This window comes from Pseudoalteromonas sp. MMG007 (genome assembly GCF_018100985.1).
In the GTDB taxonomy this organism is placed as follows: Bacteria; Pseudomonadota; Gammaproteobacteria; order Enterobacterales; family Alteromonadaceae; genus Pseudoalteromonas.
This window is the reverse complement of record NZ_JAGJEI010000002.1, coordinates 239,596-260,729: the sequence shown is the minus strand read 5'-3', so window position 1 is coordinate 260,729 and position 21,134 is coordinate 239,596. Positions and strand designations below refer to the sequence as shown.

Here is a 21,134-nt window from a genome sequence, read left to right as displayed (position 1 = left end):
CGATATTGTGTTTAAGCCCTTCTACTGAAGGGCTTTTTTATGCGATAGATAAATTTAAGAAATGATAATTTAGTTTTGTAATAACAACTGTCTTTCATCTAGGGTAACTACTTTATCTCTGCCTGTTTCTTTAGCGAGGTAGAGTCGTTTATCCGCTAATGAGAGCAAATCCTTTATGCTCATTTTGCCGTTTATTGTAGAGCTTACACCAGCACTAACAGAAAGGTTTATATAAGTGCCTTGATAATAAAAAGGCTGTTTGGATATATTTTCGCGTAAATACTCTGCTGATTCCCTTGCTGCATTTAACGTATAATCAGGCAGTAGAATTGCAAATTCCTCTCCGCCTATTCTAGCGCTAATGCCTGCGTTCATAAATTGTTCTTTAATACTTTGGGCGATCCATTTAATTGCATGATCACCTGTATCGTGGCCATATTTATCATTCACCCGCTTAAAAAAATCAATATCTAAAATAATTATACTAACGCTTTTACCCTTATTACTTAGATGATTAAGTGACTCTTTGGCTTTATTAAAAAAGCCTCGTCTATTGAAAAGCTGAGTTAGCGAGTCAGTATTAGCTAGGTTTGAAAGCGTGTATTCAGTGTTTGAAAATAGTAAAAACGGAAGAAGAAGTGCACTCAGAGTTGCTAATATTAAATGACTGATCAGGATTGCTTGTAAGGGAGCGGTTATATCAACTATGTTTCTACTAAGAACGGGTATTGATAGTACTGCTACTTGTAAAATCATAACTCCGCTGTGTACTAAAAAACAAGTAGTTAGTGCCTTCTTGTGGATTTTAGCGACAAAAATCATACTTTTAATTAAATAACCTGAGTAAAAAAATAGACCCGAAATAATTAAGCTCGTCAGCATTTTTGCAGCATCATAAGGGTAGATAGCCAATAAAAAAAATGCAGAAAAACCTAAAATACAGTACAAGGGCGTTAAGCTGGTATTTTGTACATTTTTATATTTTATCAGTCCTATAGTTATTAGGAGTGGGCTTAAAATAATAAAAATGTTTGCTAAATAGTGAGTTACAAAATGAAGTTCTATATAAATTCGAATACTCGCAAGTACTTCTGCAGTAGCAAAGGAAAAGCAAGCTAGGCTAAATAATAAAAATGCAGATTGGTCTTTATATTTATAAACAGATAAAAAGAATATACCTATTATGACGTTAAGGATAAAAGAGAGGCAAATCACAGTAGGGAGATGTAACACGTTTAGCTCTCTTTATTGGTAATGGATACTAATGTTATAACTATCTAATTATTATGTATTAACTAAAAAAGGTCAACAAGGGTAAAAGTACCGCTTTATTTAATTGCCATACTAACCCTGTGTATATTAACGTGCGCTAAACCAAACTCTCTAAAGCCGATTTTATATCGGTATGATGAAAACGATAATGATGTTCTTGAAGCTTAGTAGGCTTTACAAACTGACCCGTTGTGAGCAAATCAGACATTTCGCCCATTAACGTTTTAAGCACAAAGGCGGGCATAGGCATAAATGCCGGGCGTGATAGAGCTTCTCCTAAGCATTTACTAAATTGAGCGTTGCTAACAGGGGTAGGGGCTGTTGCGTTTACAGGCCCCGATATTTCGTTGTGCTTTATTATAAACAATATGAGCTGTGTCATATCATCAATGTGTATCCACGACATACCTTGTTCACCACTTGCGATAGGGCCGCCTAGACATAGCTTAAACGCAGGTAACATTTTGGCAAGTGCCCCTCCTTTTATTGATAACACAATACCAGTTCTTAATAAGCACACACGAGTTTGCTCTGATTGAGCTACAAGCGCTGCGTTTTCCCAATCTTTACACAAGGTGTGCGCAAATTCATTATGCGGTTCATTAAAACTTTCGTCGATGACCTTATTGCCTTGACGGCCATAAAAGCCTATAGCGCTGCCAGATATAAACGTGTGTGGTGGAGTAGAGCACGCTTTAATAGCGCTTGAGATTTGCTCTGTGATAATAAGGCGGCTATCTCGAATTATTTGTTTTTGCTTATTGCTCCAGCGCTTATTAACAATGGGCTCGCCCGCAAGGTTTATTACAACATCAACGGTATTAAAGTCGACCTCGTTAATAGCACTTACAGCGTTTACTTTATGGCTTAACAGTACATTTGCTTTGGTAGGATTACGGCTAAGCACGGTCACCGTGTTGTGATGCAGTAAAAAAGGGCATAAATGTTTGCCTATTAGCCCTGTAGCGCCGGTAATAAATATATGCATAGTAAACCTCAAGTAAAATGTGTGGTCAGTGACTATTATGAACGAGAATCAGCCTGAAATTGCGATAATAAACTTATCTATAGCTGCTATTTTTGACGCTAATTGCGCTAAATTTACTGGAGATAGACCAGCTATTGACATATAAATTCGCCTCGCCTTAGCTGAAAACCTCTTGCTCGAGAAAATAAATTTAAATATCAAAATGATTCAATATGTTAGTAAATCTCTTAACCAGAATTTAGGTTAAATAAAAAATCCATCTCAAGTGATAATCACAGCTAAACGCAGATTTTATAAATAATAGACTGTTTTAAATATATAGACTCACATTATGTTTAATAATAATAACAAGTTGTTAGTTATCTAACTTTGTACGTAAAGCTCACTTTTATGATCACTTGGTAAATATTTCATTTAATTGGCTTTTGCCTTACACTAAAGCCTTATTTTTAATAAAAGGATTAATAAATTGGCAAGTTTAACTGGCGTAAATAAAAGCTTGATAGTTTTTGCAGCCTTAGTAGTCGTACTTGCAGGGATTAAATCAGCAAGCGTAATTATTATTCCCTTTATTTTAGCGGCATTCATTGCCATTGTTTGTAATCCATTAATTAAATTTTTTGCACGTTACGGCATACCTAAAAGTATAGCAGTAATGCTGGTTGTACTTATTATAGTTGGTTTAGGTGTTAGTTTGGGTGGCCTTGTTGGGCAATCAGTTAATGACTTTTCGCAGCAATTACCTCAATACAAAGCAAAGCTTCAAGAAGATTTTGTATGGTTAGTAGACTTAGCTTCGCAGTACAATATTTTAATTAACAAAGATCAGATTATTTCTATGTTCGACCCAGGTAAAATGGTTGATGTAGCCACTAATATGCTCACTGGTTTAGGTGGCGTAATGGCTAATATGTTTTTGATTATATTAACCGTTGTTTTTATGTTGTTTGAAGGGCCAATGCTGCGAAACAAAATTCATGCGGCACTTAAAGACCCTGACAACAAAATGAAGCAGATTGACCGCTTTTTAGAATCTATAAACTCATACTTGGCTATCAAAACACTAGTCAGCTTGGGCACGGGGACTATAGCTGCGTTTTATTTATGGATTTTAGATGTAGATTACTTTGTATTGTGGGGTGTATTAGCATTTATGTTTAATTACATTCCTAATATTGGTTCTATTATTGCTGCAGTGCCAGCCGTACTGCTTGCCTTAATAACGCAAGGTCCTTTAGTTGCTGGGCTTGTTGGGGCAGGCTACTTAACTATAAATACAGTGATGGGTAATATCATAGAGCCTAAATTTATGGGTAAGGGACTTGGGCTTTCTACTTTAGTGGTATTTTTATCATTAATATTTTGGGGATGGTTGCTTGGCACTGTAGGTATGTTGCTATCAGTGCCACTAACAATGATTGTTAAAATTGCATTAGAAGCAAGTGAAGAAGGCAAGTGGGTTGCCACCATGTTAGGCAGTGGCGAAAAAATAGAGCGAGATTGAGTTAGTTAAATTACTAGTTTACTGGCGTTTTTAAAATGTCAGTAAACTGATGTGCTAATTGAATTTCACACTGCTTATAGTTTATCGCTGCTGTAGTAACATTTGGAAGTTCTAGTAAATAGCGCCACTGACAGCTGCTTTCTACATATTTTTCGTGATCAAAAATACTTCTTTTAAATAAAGGCAACACTTGTGTATTGCCTGTTGAGTCCTCTATCTGTCCCAGCTCATATTTACGCTTTTGTATCCAAGTGCCTTGCACTTGCTTTGCTCTTTCAAGTTCGGTGTCAAGGCACTGAATGTATCGCTTAGCTTCGTCAGTGCTTGCGTTTGCTGCTAATGTGCAGGTGTCGTCCGCAAGGCTGTATTGGCTTGCAATTAAAAGCATACTTACTGTTAATTTGGTAAAAGCATTATTTTTTGTCATTATAATTAAACTCTAAAATAAATTGCGCACCACCTAAATTATCAGATTTAGTGATAGTAAGCGTCCCGTGATACGACTTAACTAAATCAGATACAATTGCCATGCCTACGCCGTGCCCACTTTCGTATGTATCAAGGCGAGTGCCTCGTGTAAGAAGGGATTCACGTTTATCCTCAGGCACACCTGGGCCGTCGTCACTTATACCTATACATAGCGTTTTAGCTTGAATCACTTGTACTTCAACTTGTGAGCGACACGCTTTACAGGCGTTATCAATTAAGTTACCAAGTAGCTCCATTAAATCGGTTTGATCACCCAAAAAGTAGTCTTTTTCGGTTACAGTGCAATTAAATATAATATCTTTATCACGATAAACTTTGGCCATAGCACTTAAAATAGAGTCAACCACAGGCTTAAGCGGCGTTTGTTTTTTCCATGTGTCTGATGCGCCAGTAGCAGCACGTTTTAACTGATGCTCGATCATCACATTAATTCGGTCTAATTGTTCTTGTGCATCTGCATCGTTTGCAAGCGGGCTTGATTTTAAAACTGCAAGTGGTGTTTTAAGCGCATGTGCAAGGTCACTTAATGACGCTCTGTAGCGTTCTTTTTGACGTTGTTGCGACTCAAGTAATAAATTAAGGTCTGACTTTATTGTTTGTAATTCAACAGGGTAGAGCCCTTTAATTTCTTGGATATCGCCCGATTCAATTGCTTTTATCTCTTTATCGAGGCGCTGCAGCGGTCGTGCACTCCAAATAAATCCAATCGCCATAAGCCCAGCGATTGCAATACCCATAATGAACATCCAATCAACCAAGGTTTGCTTAAAACCATCCATTAATCTAAGTAGTGCATCATTTCGTTTTACTAATATAAAGCGGGCTTGTTCAGATTGGTCAATGTTATTAAGAATGACAGTAAGGCTCAGTTGCCAATACACTGTATTTTTATATTCTACGCGGCGAAAATCAGCGGCACCTGCCTTAGTCTCTATTTGCTGGGGAACAAAGTTAACATTAACCGCCGACTCAGAATGCCAAATAGGATCATTGTCACGGTAAATCATAGCGTAGGTATCTGAATTTAATCTGTTGAGTTCTGGCGCGAGAATAGTGCTTGGCATAATAATACCATGCTCTGTGAAGTCCACTTCAGAGATTAAAGAGTAGAGCTGTGCTTCGAGGGTTTTTTCTGTCGCATCAACTAATGAAGCGTAATACGCTTTACCAATTGAGTAAAATAATATGGGCAGTGCGATTAATAAAACAAAGACAAGGATAAATCCTTGTCTTATTTTTAGCGATATTTGAGGTGCTACCACTGACTTTTAAGCCTGTAACCACGCCCGCGTAGTGTTTCTACTGGGTTTAATGTGCCTTCAGGGTCAAGTTTTTTGCGTAAGCGAAGTACAAATACTTCAATTACATTCGAGTCAAGATCGAAATCTTGATCGTATATGTGTTCAGTAAGCTCTGATTTAGAAATCACTTTTTGAGGGTTAACCATTAAGTATTCAAGTACTTTGTACTCGTACGCTGTCAAGCTAAGCTCTTTATCATCAACCCATACTTGCTGTGAGCGTGTATGAATTTTGATAGGTCCAGCAGTCATTTCTGGGTTTGCTTTACCTGCACTTCGACGAATTAACGCATTACAACGTGCTATTAATTCTTCAACATGAAATGGCTTAGTTAAGTAATCATCGGCACCGGCATCTAATCCTTCAACTTTATCTTGCCAACGGTCACGGGCTGTTAAGATTAAAATAGGGATTGTTATACCTTGCGCACGTGCTTTATTAATTAGCTCAATACCGTCTATTTTAGGTAAACCTAAATCAACTACGGCCATATCAAGCGGGTACTCTGTAATGTGGAAAAGACCTGCTTCACCATCGTGGCATAAATCCACACTATAACGCTCTTTTTCTAGTGCGTTACGTAGGTTATCTGCTAAATGTAAATCGTCTTCTATAACTAAAATTCGCATTTGTTAATCCTTTTTCACTTCGCCGGTTTTTTTATTTATATGTAAATCAACGACGTGGCCGTCAGATTTGAGTATTCGTACGGTATAAAAATCTGTTTTATCAGTAATTTTAAGGGTTTTACCGTCTATGGATTGTTTAGCAAGTATTACAGCTTTCTTTTTGCTTACCTCAGCTTTTACTGTTTTTGTACTCGTTGTAGCTGCTTGAGCAAAATTAGCAAAGCTAATACAAGCAATTAAACTTAGGCTTAATAATACGCGCATGACGGAAACTCCTAGACCAGACCCACCTAGTTTAATTAACTAAGTTACTAAAATTCAAGTAAAAACGTTTAATTTAGTTTTACTCGTGCAATTTTAATTAAAATCCTGTGAACAAACCCTGAATTGTAAGAAGCAACTGACCTCAGGGCATATCACAATTAAGCGGGTAACACTTTTTTAAACGGTTTAACTACTGAATTTTCATAAACACCGCCAGCAACGTATGGGTCAGCAGCAGCCCATTCACGCGCCTCTTCTAAAGATCCAAATTCTGCAATAACTAAAGAACCTGTAAAACCAGCATCTTGTGGGTCTTCGCTATCAATCGCAGGTAAAGGGCCTGCTGTAAATAAACGATTTTGTTCATCAAGCTCATGTAAGCGCGCTAAATGGGCAGGACGAGCTGCTGTTCTAAGCTCTAGGCTGTTTTCAACGTCAGTTGAGTAAATCATGTACAACATAATAAATCTCATAATTTTGTTAAATTTGTTTAATCAAATAATACCACAGCGTTGATAGCTGGTGAATTAAAAGCGTATTTACACAGGTTTACACCAAGAATTATTTTTTACGCTGCAATTGCTTGAAAAGCGCGGTGTAACACTGGTAGAGTCGCTTGGATAACATAAATAATAACAAGGTTAACGCATGAGCGAAAATAGAGAGCACTTTAGTTCCCGCCTCGGATTTATATTAGCAGCTGCAGGGTCTGCAGTTGGCATAGGTAATTTAGTTGGTTTTCCTGTTTCTGCAACAAAAAATGGTGGCGGCGCATTTTTACTCGTCTACGCTTTGTTTGTCGCATTTATCTGTTTACCAGTGATGATGGCCGAAATGGCAATGGGGCGTAAAGCGCAAAAAGATCCTTTAGGCGCTTACAAAATTTTGGCTGATAACGATAAAAAATGGAAGTTTGCCGGCTTTTTAGCCGTGTTAACGCCTTTCATGATTGCTGTTTTTTATATGGTGATCACGGTTTGGATTTTTGGGTACTTAACCCAAACGGCATTGGGTAATTTAGACTTACTTGCTCAACCGGCTCACTTTGGTAGCTTTATCAATAGCTATACTGTATTTGGATACATGGCGGTAGTTGTTATATTGGTAAACTTAATATTGTTAGGTGGTGTTAAACAAGGTATTGAAAAAGCAGCTAAATTTATAATGCCAGCGCTACTTGTTATGCTACTTGCTTTAGTTGTTTATGTACTAACTTTAGATAATGCAATGGCTGGGGTTGAGTATTACGTTGTACCTGACTTTTCAAAAATGAGTGCTAGTGTTCTTAATGGTGCGTTAAGCCAAGCTTTTTTCTCATTATCTCTAGGTATGGGTATATTAATGACCTACGCATCCTATATCTCTAAAAAAGACGACATAGTAGGAAGCGCCAAAATGGTCGCAATTACAGACTCACTTGTTGCATTTGTGGCAGGTTTAATGGTACTTCCTGCTATATTTAGCTTTGACCCTAATACAGACCCAGCTTCACTTTCAGATTCATCTGTATCTATGATATTTGTGTATTTACCTAAAATTTTATTAGCCCTGCAAAATGATATTGGTTATGTTGGTGCATCAATTGTGGCGTTTTCGTTTTTCTTATTAGTATTCTTTGCTGCAATTACATCGCTTGTTTCTATTGTTGAGGTGCCGACTGCAACTCTCAGTGACCGTAAAGGTATTAGTCGTAAAAAAGCACTTGGTATTTTAACGGTCGTTACAGGTATTTTGACCATAATGTGTACAGCTTCATTTGGTATGATTGATAGCCTTACTTCATTCACCAGTTATGGGGGCGTAAACAAGAGCTTTTTTGATATTATTGTTGATGTGTTTTACGACACCATTTTACCGCTTAATGGTCTAATGGTATGTTTATTTGTAATGTACCGCTGGAAAAAAGTACGATTAACACAAGAGTTAAGTTTAGGATCACCCAATTATGCGGGTAGTTTTATGGAAAAATACGTTAATTTTTCTCTTTCAACATTTATCCCTATTATTTTGTTACTGATTTTGGTCAACACTATAGCGACTAAATTTTTCGAGCTGAAAATATTTGGATTCTAAGGCAAATATTAAATTGTTAAGCCGCGTTTATCGCGGCTTTTTTAATTCAAGGAGCCTGAATCAAGGTAGCTACCAATACCAAGTGTAAACATCCAAATGCCCCAAAAACTATGCTCTATAACACATACAAACGTTGAGCGGCTTTGTGCATAGGTATACGAAAAGAGTAACCCGCCTAAAAATGCTAGTCCTACCGCAATCCAATTTGCATACACCATATGCGCAAGCGCAAACACAGTGGTACTAACAATTATACGAACCCCTTTTTTAGGCATAATGCGTTTATAGCGATGGAAAAAGTAGGTTCTAAATATTAGTTCTTGTGGTAATACTGAAAGTAGCGGATACAGCAAAATCAAAAGTAGCCAGTCGTTAAAAGAGTTTAGGGGCAGGGTAAACCAGTTTCCTTGGTGGATAATGCCGTAAAACATACCCGAGAACAGGGCTCCTAGAAAAAAGAAGCTAAATATTCGCTTTTTAACAGCAGAGAACTGCCCAAGACTTGTGAGTCTAAAGCGTTTAAAGTGCGGATCGCTAAGCAGCAACATACAACAAACACTCATTAAAATTATTAACGCGGGAATAAGCCAGTTAGCTAAATAATCGCGTAACGAAAAACCTATTAAAGGCAACGTTATAAAAATGAGGGTAAATTCAAACCAGCGGTATTGATTGGCGTTCAAGGTCGTCTCTGATTGCGTTTTTTTACAAACTAACAAGCAAAGACGACATTTTTATGACGATAGAAACTTACTTAGCAGGTTCTTCTTCGTCAGGTAGGTATTTGTATAAAGCAATAATAGTGGCAAAAATACTCACAAACGTAATGCCCATCAAGCCAAACACTTTAAAGTTAACCCAAAAATCGAGTGAAAAGTTATAAGCAATGTAAATATTGAGCACCGCAATACCGGCTGTTATGGCAACCCACATTAAATTAAGTTTGTTCCATAGAGGCTCTGGCACTTTAATTTCTAGTTTTGAATCGTTCGCGTTTTCGAGTATTGAGCTTAATGCTTTTTTAACCAGGTTTTTATTAAGTACATAACGGCTCACAAGTAAGGTTAAGCTTAAACCGGCGTAAATTATTGTGGCTTTCCATTTTATATACTGCTCATCATGAAAAACTAAAGTGAGCGAACCAAATACAGCAGCAATACCAAAAAATATCCACTGGCGGGTAGGAACGTTACCGTGTTTAAAGTAGCTATAGGCAACTTGGATAAGTGTGGTTGCCATTAAAAGGCCCGTTGCCCAGTAAATATCAACCAATTTAAATACCGCAAAGAATAATATGAGCGGAATGTATTCAATTAATGCGTGCATATACTACCTAAATTATACAAAAAGAAGTCAGGGAAGTTTTTACCACATAACACCAAGCAACTACAAGGTTGACTTGTTGCCCTGTAAGCCTTAGCCTGCGTGGCTTTATTAATTCATCATCATATTCTTACGCTTAACAAACCCTGAGTAAGCGTGCATTTAGGAGCCTAAAATGAACAAAGCCGAGCTTGTTGCCCAAATAGCTAAAAGCAGTGACCTTACAAAAAAAGATACCCAAGCTGCACTTGCAAGCTTGCAAAAAGTGATAATTAAATCGCTTTCTGAAGGCGACCAAGTGCAAATTAATGGTTTTGGTACGTTTGCGTTAAGTTACTATCCAGCGCGGACAGGGCGTAATCCGCAGACAGGCGAAGCTATAGAAATAGAAGGCGCTAATAAAGCTGTATTCAAACCTGCTAAAGCATTAAAAGATTTACTTTGAATAGGTTTACTTAGTTCTTTTCGGGCTAGTAAATATAAAATTATGGGTTTTGCCCATCACGCCAACAAGTTGTGCGTCTACAAGAATAAACATAATGCCAAGCATAAGTGGTAGGCGCTGGACTTGCTCATGCGAAAAGCAAAGCTTCGGTATTTTAATCATTGAGTATCAGAGCTTTGTTGTATTTGGTTTATGTAGATTATTCATAACTTCTAAATGATTTACATGGCTTTAGTCATGTTATTTATTAATATTTATATTTTTCAATGGTTTAAAATTGGCATTCCTTATGCTTTTTATAACGTGATTCGAACACTTTATTAAATGTTATAAGGAGATCTAAATGACTACATTACAAACCAGCACGCGCTTAGAAGGCAAAAAAATTGCTATTTTAGCCACCGATGGCTTTGAGCAAAGTGAGCTATTATCTCCACGAGATGCTTTGTTAAATGCAGGTGCGGATATTGATATAGTATCTATTAAAGAGGGTCAAATCACCGGTTGGGACGAAGACAAGTGGGGCGATAAAGTAAGTGTTGATAAATTTATAACCGATGCAACTGCCAGCGACTACGACGCCTTAATGCTACCTGGTGGCTTATTTAATCCGGATTCTCTTCGCCAAGATAAACATGCAAAAGCATTCATTGACGGTTTTTTTGGCGCAGAAAAAAATAAACCCGTAGCTGCTATTTGTCATGCCCCTTGGTTACTCGCCGAGATAAATAAATTACGCGACCGCACAGTTACTTCATTTCCAAGTATTAAAAGCGATTTAATTAACGCTGGCGCAAACTGGGTAGACAAAGAAGTAAGTGTTGATCGAGGCTTAGTAACAAGTAGAAGCCCCGCAGATCTAGAGGCGTTTAACGCTAAATTTATAGAAGAAATTCTTGAAGGTAAACATGACGCTAAGTAATTATGGCTTTTAAGGAAAATAAAGATGCTAATAAAGTGATTCTATAAAATTGGGGTCACTTCTACTCGCCTACTTTAGCCTGATTTCAATCTTGGTATTGTATTCTGGCTTCTTTACTTCGGCCATACAGTTTAAATCTAAAATAATAATTCGAACTCAGCGCGTGGAGCACAGTGTTCATGTAATGCCAATTTTAGGTTGTAAAACACTGCTAAAATTGAATGTTTCAGCTTGGGCGTCTTTTTGTGCAGAGTCTGGCTTACGCTAATTTATTCGCTTTTTGAACCGAGTAAATGTAATACCTAACTGATTAATACCAAATATTTTTGTTTTTTCACTAACACGAGAAGTGAAATCTGGTTTGACGTCGATAAATGGCCATAAAGAATGCATTTACACTACTATATTTGCATATAAAAAACCCCAGTAATTGTACAGTCCAATTACTGGGGTCGCTTCATTCATAGATGTTTAGTGTGATTACAGATTATCTAGGAAACGCTCTGCATCAAGGGCTGCCATACAGCCTGTACCCGCTGATGTGATTGCTTGACGGTAAATATGGTCAGACACATCACCCGCAGCAAAAACGCCTGCTACGCTTGTTTGAGTAGCGTTACCGTTAAGGCCAGACTCAACAACTAAATAGCCGTCATTCATTTCTAGTTGGCCTTCAAACATATCTGTGTTTGGTTTATGGCCAATAGCAATAAATACACCCGCTAAATCAAGCTCTTCAGTAGCGTCTGAGTGTGCATCTTTGATACGCACGCCAGTTACACCCATTTGATCGCCAAGTACTTCATCTAAAGTACGGTTGTAGTGTAATACTACATTACCATTTTGTGCTTTTTCAGCTAAACGGTCAGCAAGAATTTTTTCACTGCGGAAACTATCACGACGGTGAATAACATGAACTTCATCAGCAATGTTAGATAAGTAAAGCGCTTCTTCAACCGCTGTATTACCACCGCCTACTACAGCCACTTTTTGACCTTTATAGAAAAAGCCATCACACGTAGCACAAGCCGAAACCCCACGGCCTTGGAAATTAGTTTCAGACTCTAAGCCTAAATACTTAGCAGACGCGCCAGTTGCAATAATTAATGCGTCACATGTGTAAGTGCCTTGATCGCCAGTAAGCGTGAAAGGGCGTTTAGATATATCAACTTTATTAATATGATCAAAAACTATTTCAGTTTCAAAGCGTTCAGCGTGCTCTTTCATACGGTCCATTAACGCTGGACCTGTTAGGCCGTGTGCGTCGCCAGGCCAGTTCTCAACTTCGGTAGTCGTTGTTAATTGGCCACCTTGTTGAATACCTGTAATTAAAACTGGGTTTAAATTTGCACGGGCTGCGTACACTGCGGCTGTGTAACCAGCAGGGCCAGAGCCTAAAATAAGTAACTTACAATGTTTTGCTTCAGTCATGATCTTTTCCTAAACGTTTAATTCTGAACTTAATGGCTTCGATTCTAAGAAAAACAAGGCACAAGTAAACAAATTCCGTGATTATTTTTTTCAGCAAATCTAAAAGCTGTGCAGTATTGTGTACTAGTACTATGTGCTTTTACAGTTAATACGTTAAAGTAGCTCAATAAATAGACTAACAGGCAACAAAACAGCGTTAATTCATGACCACCTTGAATTTTTTTGTTATGTTTTACCTAATTTTATTTGTCACTGATAGATTATGTGACCTAAGCGAATAGGCAACTATGTTATTTTGGCAGGAAAAACCCGCATTTGGGTTGACTTCAAAAGACGTTAACGTCTTAACCAATGCGCAAGATTACCGCACGCAATTGCTACGTTTAATTGCTAATGCAAAAAAACGAATTTACATTACAGCGTTGTACTTACAAGACGACGAAGCAGGGCGCGAAATTTTAGAAGCGCTTCATCGCGTGTCATTAGCAAACCCTGCACTTGAAATAAAAGTGCTGGTAGATTTTCATCGCGCGCAACGCGGCCTTATTGGCGCCGAAAAATCAGACGGTAACGCAAGTTTATATTGTGACTTTTTAGAAAAATTTAAATCAAACGTACAAGTTCACGGTGTACCTGTAAAAGCTAAAGAGCTCTTTGGTGTATTACACTTAAAAGGTTTTGTGATTGACGATACCTTACTTTACAGCGGTGCAAGCTTAAATAATGTGTATTTACAATATAACGAGCGCTACAGGCTCGACCGCTACTTTTTAGTGACACAAACCGAGCTGTGTGACTCTGTAGTCGATTTTATTGAGTCTCAGCTGCTTAGCTCTGTTGCTGTGCCAAGAATTGATTCTCGTCCACTTAAACGCCTAACTGACTTTAAGCTTGAACAAAAGCAATTAATGCGCGATTTAAAGTCAGCAAGTTATAAATCGGCAGAGCAAAAAAATACACAGCCGTTAGGTGTGCGTTTGTTTTTAGGGCTAGGTCGGCGTAACAACGAGTTAAACCGTATTATAAAAGCGTTGTTTGATACTACAGAGCAAGAGCTGGTTCTTTACACGCCATATTTTAATTTTCCGGCACCGTTAATGCGCTCTTTGCGCCGGTTATTAAAACAAGGTAAACACGTAACTATTGTTGTAGGTGATAAAACAGCAAATGACTTTTATTTACCGCCAAGTGAACCATTTAGCAAAATTGGTGCATTGCCGTATTTATACGAAACCATATTGCACAAGTTTGTAAAATCGCAAAAACGTCATATCGATAACGGTAATTTAAATGTGTATTTGTGGAAAGATGAAAGCAATTCGTTTCATTTAAAAGGTATTTGCTCTGACCGCACTAAGCATTTATTAAGCGGCCATAACTTAAATCCTCGTGCGTGGGGTCTTGATATTGAAAACGGTATTTTAATTGATGATGCTGAGCAAACAATTATGCCAGCAATAGATACCGAAAAGCAGGAAATACTAAAACATTGTCGCCGTTTAACAGGCCCCAATGATTTAGAAACAATGGACGATTATCCGCAGCCGGTTAAAAAACTACTTGGCCAGGCTAAACGTGTAAAAGTCGATTTTATAATTAAGCGTTTTATATAAATTAATTCATAAAATTTAGACACAAAAAAAGCAGCTAAATAGCTGCTTTTTTAATGCTTATAGTTAGGTAACGATTTACCTAACTGTAAAACACATGCTTATGCGTTTTCTACTGCAGTGCGTGGGTCAACATATTCCATGTTGAACGCTTCTGCTACTTCTTTGTATGTTACTTGGCCTTTAATTACGTTTAAGCCTTCTAAGAAGTGAGCGTCATCAAGTAGTGCCTTTTTGTAACCTTTGTTTGCAAGGTTAATGATGAAAGGCAGTGTTGCATTGTTAAGTGCAAACGTAGAAGTACGTGGTACAGCGCCAGGCATGTTTGCAACACAGTAGTGAACAACTTCATCAACAATAAAAGTAGGATCAGCATGTGTAGTTGCTTTAGATGTTGCAATACAACCACCTTGGTCAATAGCAACATCAACAATTGCAGAGCCAGGCTTCATTGCTTTAATGTGTTCAGCTGTTACTAGTTTAGGTGCTGCTGCACCAGGGATTAGTACGCCACCAATTACAAGATCTGCTTCTAGTACGTGTTTTTCAAGAGCATCAGCAGTAGAGTAAATAGCTTTTACTTTATTACCAAATTGTGCATCTAGTGCACGTAAAACATCAATGTTACGATCAAGAACAACAACGTCTGCACCCATGCCAACAGCCATTTGTGCAGCACTGCGACCAACCATGCCGCCGCCGATTACAACAACTTTTGCAGCTTCAACACCTGGTACGCCACCAAGTAGCATGCCACGGCCGTGGTTAGATTTTTCAAGCGCTTGTGCACCAGCTTGAATAGACATACGGCCAGCAACTTCACTCATAGGTGCAAGAAGAGGTAAACCGCCACGTGCATCTGTTACTGTTTCGTATGCGATACAAATCGCTTTGCTTTTAACAAGGTCTTCAGTTTGTGGAAGATCTGGTGCAAGGTGAAGATAAGTAAATAAGATTTGGTCTTCACGTAGCATAGCACGCTCAACAGCTTGTGGCTCTTTTACTTTTACGATCATGTCTGCTTTTGCAAAAACATCAGCCGCAGTTGCTAAAATTTCAGCGCCAGCTTGAGTATAGTCTTCGTTTGTAAAACCAATGCCCATACCTGCATTTGTTTCAACAATCACTTGGTGGCCGTGATTTACTAATTCACGAACACTCGCAGGAACCATACCTACACGGTATTCATGGTTTTTAATTTCTTTAGGTACACCAATAATCATAAAATTTGCCTTATTAAGAACGGATTTATATTTTCCACTATTATATTCATGATAAGGCAGTGTGTCTCACCTTTTTTAAATGCTAGGCTAGTGTTATTATCTAAATATTAAAAATAAACAGAATAAAAAACTAGTTGGGCATATGCATCAGTTATTAGATAGAATTGACCGTAAAATTTTAATGGAATTACAACACGATGGGCGCCTTTCTAATGTAGAACTGGCCCGACGAGTTGGCCTGAGCGCCACGCCCTGTCTGGAGCGAGTAAAAAAGCTAGAACGAGAAGGCTATATATTAGGTTACAAAGCTGTGGTCGATCCTGCCAAGCTTGGGCAGGGGTTATCTGTGTATGTAGAAGTCACTATTACTAAAACTTCACCCGATGTATTTGACGAATTTAGTGCAGCCGTTAAAAAGCATGAAGAAATAATAGAGTGTCATTTGGTGTCGGGTAATTTTGATTTTTTATTAAAAACACGAGTAAATGATATGTCAGAATACCGAGGTGTTTTAGGCGATATACTTTTAAAGCTTCCTAACGTAAGTGAAAGCCGAACTTATGTAGTAATGGAAGAGGTAAAAGGTGAGCAGGGTGTAATTATTCGCCCTTATATCGCTTAACGGCCGTGCTTAGCTGTTGGTATAATTATTTTTGCGCTTAAATAATAAAAACTTGTTCATAATCAGGCCATACAAACTAAGATAAAGTGCATCAAATTGCATTTCCTGCTAAGGTATTTGACTGCTAAGCAAGTGCAAATAGAATAATAAAGAGGGATAGGAAGCTATGCGCCTAAACGGTGTGCAAAGACTATTAGAAACAGGGCTGATAATCAGTACCTTTGCGGCAATTTTCATTTTATGTGCCCTAATCAGCTTTGATCCAGCAGATGCTGCTTGGTCACAAACAAGCTTTAGCGAAGTAAGTAATATTACGGGCGCTGCGGGTGCGTGGATAGCTGATATATTACTACTTACCTTTGGTTGGCTTGCGTACTTTGTACCTGCGGCAATTCAGTTGTTTGGCTATTTATTATTTAAACAACCTCACCGAATTTTACAGCTTGATTACACAACGCTTGCACTACGTGTTATTGGTTTTTCGTTATTTATAACGTCAGCTACCGCAATCAGCAGCATTAATTTTGATGATATTTATAACTTTTCATCTGGTGGGGTAGTGGGTGATGTGATTGCATCGGCAATGATGCCTGCCTTTAATTTTACCGGCACTACTATATTATTATTGTGCTTCTTTTTTGCCGGCTTAACCCTATTAACAGGTGTGTCGTGGGTTGAGTTTGTAGACTGGTTGGGCGATTTAGTTGTTAGGTTTTATCGTTATACTAAAGACTACGCACAAGGTTGGATGCATAGAGAACGTATTGCGGGTAGTGCAGTACAAGCTGATGCTCAGTTTAACGATGAAAGTTTTGATGAAATCGCGTTTGATACAAACAACGAGCTAAATGACTCACCTGAATTTGAACAAGCACCGACTAACAATAAAAAACAAAACAAACAAAAAGACATTACTAAAGAGCAGCCAACGTTTAGTGAGCCACAAATTAGTGATGACTACAGCCCATTTGATGAGCTTGACGATATACTCGATCAAGAAATTGGCTTTAGTGCCATAGATGACGAGCCAATGGATACAGAGGCTGCGCTTAACGCGCTTGATCAAAGCCAAGTCGTTGAACCTGAAAAACCAGTTACAACGGTTGTATCGCCAGCAAGGCCTATGCCTAAGCCAAAACCTGCGTATCAGCCACCGCCAACGGCAAAAGAAAAATTCGAAGAGTTACTTGATAAAGAGCCACCGCCGGGGCCATTACCTTCGCTTGATTTACTCGATAGACCAGATAAAGCTAAAAACCCAATATCACAAGAAGAGCTCGATACGGTATCGCGTCTTGTTGAAACAAAACTACTCGACTTTAACGTGCAAGCCACTGTAGTAGGGGTTTACCCTGGGCCCGTAGTAACCCGTTTTGAGCTTGATTTAGCACCAGGTATAAAAGTGTCTAAAATTACTGGCTTATCTAAAGATTTAGCCCGTTCGCTTTCAGCTATCAGCGTACGCGTAGTTGAAGTTATACCGGGTAAAACATATATCGGTATAGAGCTGCCTAATAAACACCGTGAAATAGTCCGTTTGTCAGAAGTAATAAACGCGCCTAAATTTGAGCAAAACCCGTCGCCATTGACCATGGTGTTAGGTAAAGATATTGCAGGGCAACCGGTGTGTGCTGATTTAGGTAAAATGCCACACTTACTCGTTGCTGGTACAACTGGTTCGGGTAAATCAGTGGGCGTTAATGTCATGATAGTAAGCTTGCTGTACAAATCGGGCCCTGACGATGTACGTATGATCATGATTGACCCTAAAATGCTAGAGCTTTCAGTTTACGAAGGTATTCCGCATTTATTGTGTGAAGTAGTTACCGATATGAAAGAAGCGGCTAACGCGCTGCGTTGGTGTGTAGGTGAAATGGAGCGCCGCTATAAATTAATGTCGGCGCTAGGTGTGCGTAACTTAAAAGGTTACAACCAAAAAGTACTTGAGGCCAAAGAGGCGGGTTACCCGATTCTTGACCCATTATTTAAAGACACCGACGGCATGAAAGAAGGCCCTGATGAGTTAGATAAACTACCAAGCATAGTGGTAGTTATTGACGAATTTGCCGACATGATGATGATTGTAGGTAAAAAAGTTGAAGAGCTCATTGCCCGTATTGCGCAAAAAGCACGTGCGGCGGGTATACACTTAGTACTTGCAACACAGCGCCCATCGGTAGATGTAATTACCGGCTTAATTAAAGCCAATATACCTACACGAATGGCGTTTCAGGTATCAAGTAAAATAGACTCGCGTACCATACTCGACCAGCAAGGCGCCGAAAACCTATTAGGTATGGGTGACATGCTTTATTTACCGCCAGGCACAAGCGTACCTGAACGTGTTCATGGCGCATTTGTAGACGACCATGAAGTACACGCTGTAGTAAATGATTGGAAAGCACGTGGAAAACCAAACTACGTAGATGAAATTTTAAATGGTGATGCAACAGAAGATATTTTATTACCTGGTGAAGCAAGCGAAAATGCAGATGAAGAGTCAGACCCTCTTTACGACGAAGCAGTCGCATTTGTAATAGAAACCGGCAAAGTATCGGTATCGTCAGTACAACGTAAATTGCGTGTTGGCTATAACCGTGCAGCACGACTAGTAGAACAAATGGAAACATCGGGTATCGTGAGTTCGCCAGGCCATAACGGCGCTCGTGATGTATTAGTACCTAATGGAGCAAATTAATGAAAAAATTAAACAGTTTATTATTAGTGGTTGCCAGCTTAGTTGCCACGCCTAGCTTTGCTGACGACAGCCAGGCACTGCAAGACAAACTTGCAACACTTAAAAGTTTTAAAGCGCAGTTTTCGCAAAATGTAACTGATCCGCAAGGTCAAGCGGTTATGCAAGGCGAGGGCACAATTGCCCTTAAACAACCTATGATGATCCGCTGGCAACAAACAAACCCAGACGATACTTTATTTGTATCAAATGGTGATAAAACCTATTACTTCGACAGTTTTGCTGAGCAAGTAACTATAATGGACACCCACAGCCTTATAGATTCAACACCGTTTGTACTGCTTACTTCAAAAGATCCCGCTCAATGGGAAAAGTACAGCGTACAAGCTACTAGCTCTGGCTTTAGTGTTACCCCAAATAAAGGCGTAGAGAGCCAAGTAGAACAACTTGATATAACTTTTGCAGGTAACGAGCAAGGCCTTGCTAAATTAATCGTGACAGATAATTCTGGCCAGCTTTCATCATTTAGTTTTAGCGATGCACAAGTAAATACCGAACTTGATACAAGTACCTTTGAATTTACCCCGCCAGAGGGTGTTGAAATAGACGATCAGAGTAACGGTGAATAATTTAGGCTTTAACTTTGGGCCCGATGTACGCCCGCTTGCGGCGCGAATGCGCCCAACAACGCTTGACGAATATATAGGTCAGCAACATTTATTAAGTGATGATAAACCCCTGCACCAAGCCATTGTTGCAGGGCGTTGCCATAGTTTAATTTTGTGGGGGCCGCCTGGAGTAGGTAAAACAACCCTTGCGCAAATTATTGCAAACCATGCCGATGCCGAGCTTATTCAAATGTCGGCTGTTACCGCAGGCGTAAAAGATATTCGCGACAGCGTAACGCAAGCGCAAGATAACTTGCAAAGCCGTGGGCAACGCACTTTAATGTTTGTGGATGAAGTACACCGCTTTAACAAATCGCAGCAAGATGCATTTTTACCTCACATTGAAGATGGCACCTTTATATTTGTAGGAGCCACAACCGAAAACCCCTCGTTTGCACTTAATAACGCTATTTTATCGCGCGCACGCGTGTATGTTTTAAAGTCATTACAAGAGAGCGACCTATACACAGTGATAGAGCGCGCACTTGTGCAAGACGAGCAACTAAACCAAAAAAACATAGTTATTGCTAATAACGCCAAACAGGCACTGTGCCAAGCAAGCGGCGGTGATGCCCGTAAAGTGTTAAACCTGCTTGAGCAAGCGGTTGATTTAACGAGTGAGCAAAACGGCACATACAATGTAGATGAGCACGTACTTAGCCAAGTACTTCCCACACATTTAGCTAAATACGATAAAGGCGGTGATGAATTTTACGATTTAATATCGGCTTTTCATAAATCAGTACGCGGCAGCTCCCCCGATGGCGCGCTGTATTGGTATTGCCGTATTTTAGCTGGTGGTGGCGACCCACTTTATGTAGCAAGGCGCTTACTTGCCATTGCAACCGAAGATATAGGCAATGCCGACCCTCGCGCAATGGAAGTGGCGTTAAACGCATGGGATATATTTCAGCGTGTCGGTCCAAGTGAGGGCGAGCGCGCCATTGCACAAGCTACCTTATATTTAGCCAGCGCACCCAAAAGTAATGCGGTGTATATGGCGTTTAACCAAGCAAAGGCAGACGCCAAAAACGAGCCAAGTTACCCAGTGCCTGAGCATTTACGCAATGCGCCAACCAACTTAATGAAAGACTTAGGGTATGGCGCCGAGTATCGTTATGCGCACAATGAAGAAGGCGCATTTGCCGCAGGTGAAAAATACTTACCACCAGAAATGGAAGGTAAGGAATATTACTTACCGAGCGAGCGCGGCCTTGAGCAAAAAATTAAACAAAAACTCGATTACCTAAAAGAGCGCGACGCGCAAAGCCCACTTAAACGATACGAAAATGATTAAACTTTATATGATGATTGCCCTTGGCGGCGCCTCAGGAGCCTGTTTACGGTTTTTTATTAGCGAAACCATGCTAAAACTCCTCGGTAGGGGATTCCCTTTTGGCACATTGACGGTTAATATTCTGGGTTCATTGTTAATGGGCATTTTGTACGGTTTGATAGATAAAGAAATTATCACCGCAAGCCCCGCTAAAACCCTTATTGGTATTGGCTTTTTAGGTGCGTTAACCACCTTCTCAACATTCTCAATGGACTCGTTGTTGTTGTTACAACAAGGTCACTTTATTAAAATGGCCTTCAATATCATCTTAAATGTGATGATCTGTATTTTTATGGCTTGGCTGGGCCTTCAGCTGGTAATGCAAAAAGGTTAAAAAAC

21 protein-coding genes are annotated in these 21,134 nt (G+C 39.2%); 10 read left to right on the top strand and 11 right to left on the bottom strand.

Going from position 1 to position 21,134, the window contains the following annotated elements:
- Positions 1 to 69: 69 nt before the first annotated feature.
- Positions 70 to 756, bottom strand: coding sequence for a GGDEF domain-containing protein (locus J8L71_RS18500; protein WP_247655198.1), 687 nt, complete (start codon positions 754 to 756; stop codon positions 70 to 72).
- Between the two features lie 613 nt (positions 757 to 1,369).
- Positions 1,370 to 2,260, bottom strand: a complete 891-nt coding sequence (locus tag J8L71_RS05000; protein WP_210999549.1) for a TIGR01777 family oxidoreductase — start codon at positions 2,258 to 2,260, stop codon at positions 1,370 to 1,372.
- A gap of 469 nt (positions 2,261 to 2,729) precedes the next feature.
- On the opposite strand from J8L71_RS05000, the gene J8L71_RS04995 reads away from it, so the two are divergent.
- Positions 2,730 to 3,764, top strand: a complete 1,035-nt coding sequence (locus tag J8L71_RS04995) for an AI-2E family transporter (protein WP_210999548.1) — start codon at positions 2,730 to 2,732, stop codon at positions 3,762 to 3,764.
- A gap of 13 nt (positions 3,765 to 3,777) precedes the next feature.
- Here the strand turns inward: J8L71_RS04995 and J8L71_RS04990 are convergent, their stop codons facing one another.
- The 5 genes from J8L71_RS04990 to J8L71_RS04970 form a co-directional block, all read right to left on the bottom strand.
- Positions 3,778 to 4,191: a hypothetical protein gene (locus tag J8L71_RS04990; RefSeq protein ID WP_210999547.1), complete on the bottom strand. Its 414-nt coding sequence runs from the start codon at positions 4,189 to 4,191 to the stop codon at positions 3,778 to 3,780.
- Positions 4,178 to 5,515, bottom strand: coding sequence for an ATP-binding protein (locus tag J8L71_RS04985; protein WP_210999546.1), 1,338 nt, complete (start codon positions 5,513 to 5,515; stop codon positions 4,178 to 4,180). Before J8L71_RS04985 ends, J8L71_RS04990 begins: the two co-directional genes overlap by 14 nt.
- Positions 5,509 to 6,183 (bottom strand): response regulator transcription factor, encoded by a 675-nt coding sequence (locus J8L71_RS04980; protein ID WP_058548980.1) that lies wholly within the window; start codon positions 6,181 to 6,183, stop codon positions 5,509 to 5,511. Before J8L71_RS04980 ends, J8L71_RS04985 begins: the two co-directional genes overlap by 7 nt.
- Before the next feature lie 3 nt (positions 6,184 to 6,186).
- Entirely contained in the window at positions 6,187 to 6,447 is a 261-nt protein-coding gene (locus J8L71_RS04975; RefSeq protein ID WP_210999545.1) for a PepSY domain-containing protein, read from the bottom strand.
- A gap of 158 nt (positions 6,448 to 6,605) precedes the next feature.
- Positions 6,606 to 6,908 carry a YciI family protein gene (locus J8L71_RS04970; RefSeq protein ID WP_210999544.1) on the bottom strand — a complete coding sequence of 101 codons (303 nt, stop codon included), beginning with the start codon at positions 6,906 to 6,908 and terminating at the stop codon, positions 6,606 to 6,608.
- 187 nt (positions 6,909 to 7,095) lie between these two features.
- Between J8L71_RS04970 and J8L71_RS04965 the strand changes: the two genes are divergently transcribed.
- Positions 7,096 to 8,520 carry a sodium-dependent transporter gene (locus J8L71_RS04965; protein WP_210999543.1) on the top strand — a complete coding sequence of 475 codons (1,425 nt, stop codon included), beginning with the start codon at positions 7,096 to 7,098 and terminating at the stop codon, positions 8,518 to 8,520.
- Positions 8,521 to 8,561: 41 nt separating this feature from the next.
- Here the strand turns inward: J8L71_RS04965 and J8L71_RS04960 are convergent, their stop codons facing one another.
- Both J8L71_RS04960 and ispZ read right to left on the bottom strand, forming a co-directional pair.
- A complete protein-coding gene (locus J8L71_RS04960) occupies positions 8,562 to 9,203 on the bottom strand; it encodes a CPBP family intramembrane glutamic endopeptidase (RefSeq protein ID WP_210999542.1) in 642 nt (213 codons plus the stop codon).
- 67 nt (positions 9,204 to 9,270) lie between these two features.
- The gene (gene ispZ / locus J8L71_RS04955; protein WP_210999541.1) at positions 9,271 to 9,846 is read right to left on the bottom strand and encodes a septation protein IspZ; all 576 of its coding nucleotides are present in this window, start codon (positions 9,844 to 9,846) and stop codon (positions 9,271 to 9,273) included.
- Between the two features lie 172 nt (positions 9,847 to 10,018).
- Here ispZ and J8L71_RS04950 point away from each other — a divergent pair, with 172 nt between their 5' ends.
- Positions 10,019 to 10,288 carry an HU family DNA-binding protein gene (locus tag J8L71_RS04950; protein ID WP_210999540.1) on the top strand — a complete coding sequence of 90 codons (270 nt, stop codon included), beginning with the start codon at positions 10,019 to 10,021 and terminating at the stop codon, positions 10,286 to 10,288.
- Between the two features lie 343 nt (positions 10,289 to 10,631).
- Positions 10,632 to 11,210, top strand: a complete 579-nt coding sequence (locus J8L71_RS04945; RefSeq protein ID WP_210999539.1) for a type 1 glutamine amidotransferase domain-containing protein — start codon at positions 10,632 to 10,634, stop codon at positions 11,208 to 11,210.
- Positions 11,211 to 11,690: 480 nt separating this feature from the next.
- Here J8L71_RS04945 and trxB read toward each other — a convergent pair whose 3' ends face one another.
- Positions 11,691 to 12,641, bottom strand: a complete 951-nt coding sequence (trxB, locus tag J8L71_RS04940) for a thioredoxin-disulfide reductase (protein ID WP_210999538.1) — start codon at positions 12,639 to 12,641, stop codon at positions 11,691 to 11,693.
- 287 nt (positions 12,642 to 12,928) lie between these two features.
- Between trxB and pssA the strand changes: the two genes are divergently transcribed.
- Entirely contained in the window at positions 12,929 to 14,254 is a 1,326-nt protein-coding gene (gene pssA, locus J8L71_RS04935) for a CDP-diacylglycerol--serine O-phosphatidyltransferase (protein ID WP_210999537.1), read from the top strand.
- Positions 14,255 to 14,352: 98 nt separating this feature from the next.
- Here the strand turns inward: pssA and ald are convergent, their stop codons facing one another.
- Positions 14,353 to 15,474, bottom strand: a complete 1,122-nt coding sequence (gene ald / locus J8L71_RS04930; RefSeq protein WP_210999536.1) for an alanine dehydrogenase — start codon at positions 15,472 to 15,474, stop codon at positions 14,353 to 14,355.
- A 142-nt stretch (positions 15,475 to 15,616) separates the two neighbouring features.
- Here ald and lrp point away from each other — a divergent pair, with 142 nt between their 5' ends.
- From lrp to crcB, 5 genes are all read left to right on the top strand, one after another.
- Positions 15,617 to 16,096, top strand: coding sequence for a leucine-responsive transcriptional regulator Lrp (gene lrp, locus J8L71_RS04925; RefSeq protein ID WP_104642776.1), 480 nt, complete (start codon positions 15,617 to 15,619; stop codon positions 16,094 to 16,096).
- A gap of 166 nt (positions 16,097 to 16,262) precedes the next feature.
- Positions 16,263 to 18,794 (top strand): DNA translocase FtsK, encoded by a 2,532-nt coding sequence (locus J8L71_RS04920; RefSeq protein ID WP_210999535.1) that lies wholly within the window; start codon positions 16,263 to 16,265, stop codon positions 18,792 to 18,794.
- The gene (gene lolA, locus J8L71_RS04915) at positions 18,794 to 19,420 is read left to right on the top strand and encodes an outer membrane lipoprotein chaperone LolA (RefSeq protein WP_210999534.1); all 627 of its coding nucleotides are present in this window, start codon (positions 18,794 to 18,796) and stop codon (positions 19,418 to 19,420) included. Before J8L71_RS04920 ends, lolA begins: the two co-directional genes overlap by 1 nt.
- Positions 19,413 to 20,756, top strand: a complete 1,344-nt coding sequence (locus tag J8L71_RS04910) for a replication-associated recombination protein A (protein ID WP_210999533.1) — start codon at positions 19,413 to 19,415, stop codon at positions 20,754 to 20,756. The genes lolA and J8L71_RS04910 overlap by 8 nt, the downstream gene beginning before the upstream one ends.
- A complete protein-coding gene (gene crcB / locus J8L71_RS04905) occupies positions 20,749 to 21,129 on the top strand; it encodes a fluoride efflux transporter CrcB (protein WP_210999532.1) in 381 nt (126 codons plus the stop codon). The genes J8L71_RS04910 and crcB overlap by 8 nt, the downstream gene beginning before the upstream one ends.
- Positions 21,130 to 21,134: the final 5 nt, after the last annotated feature.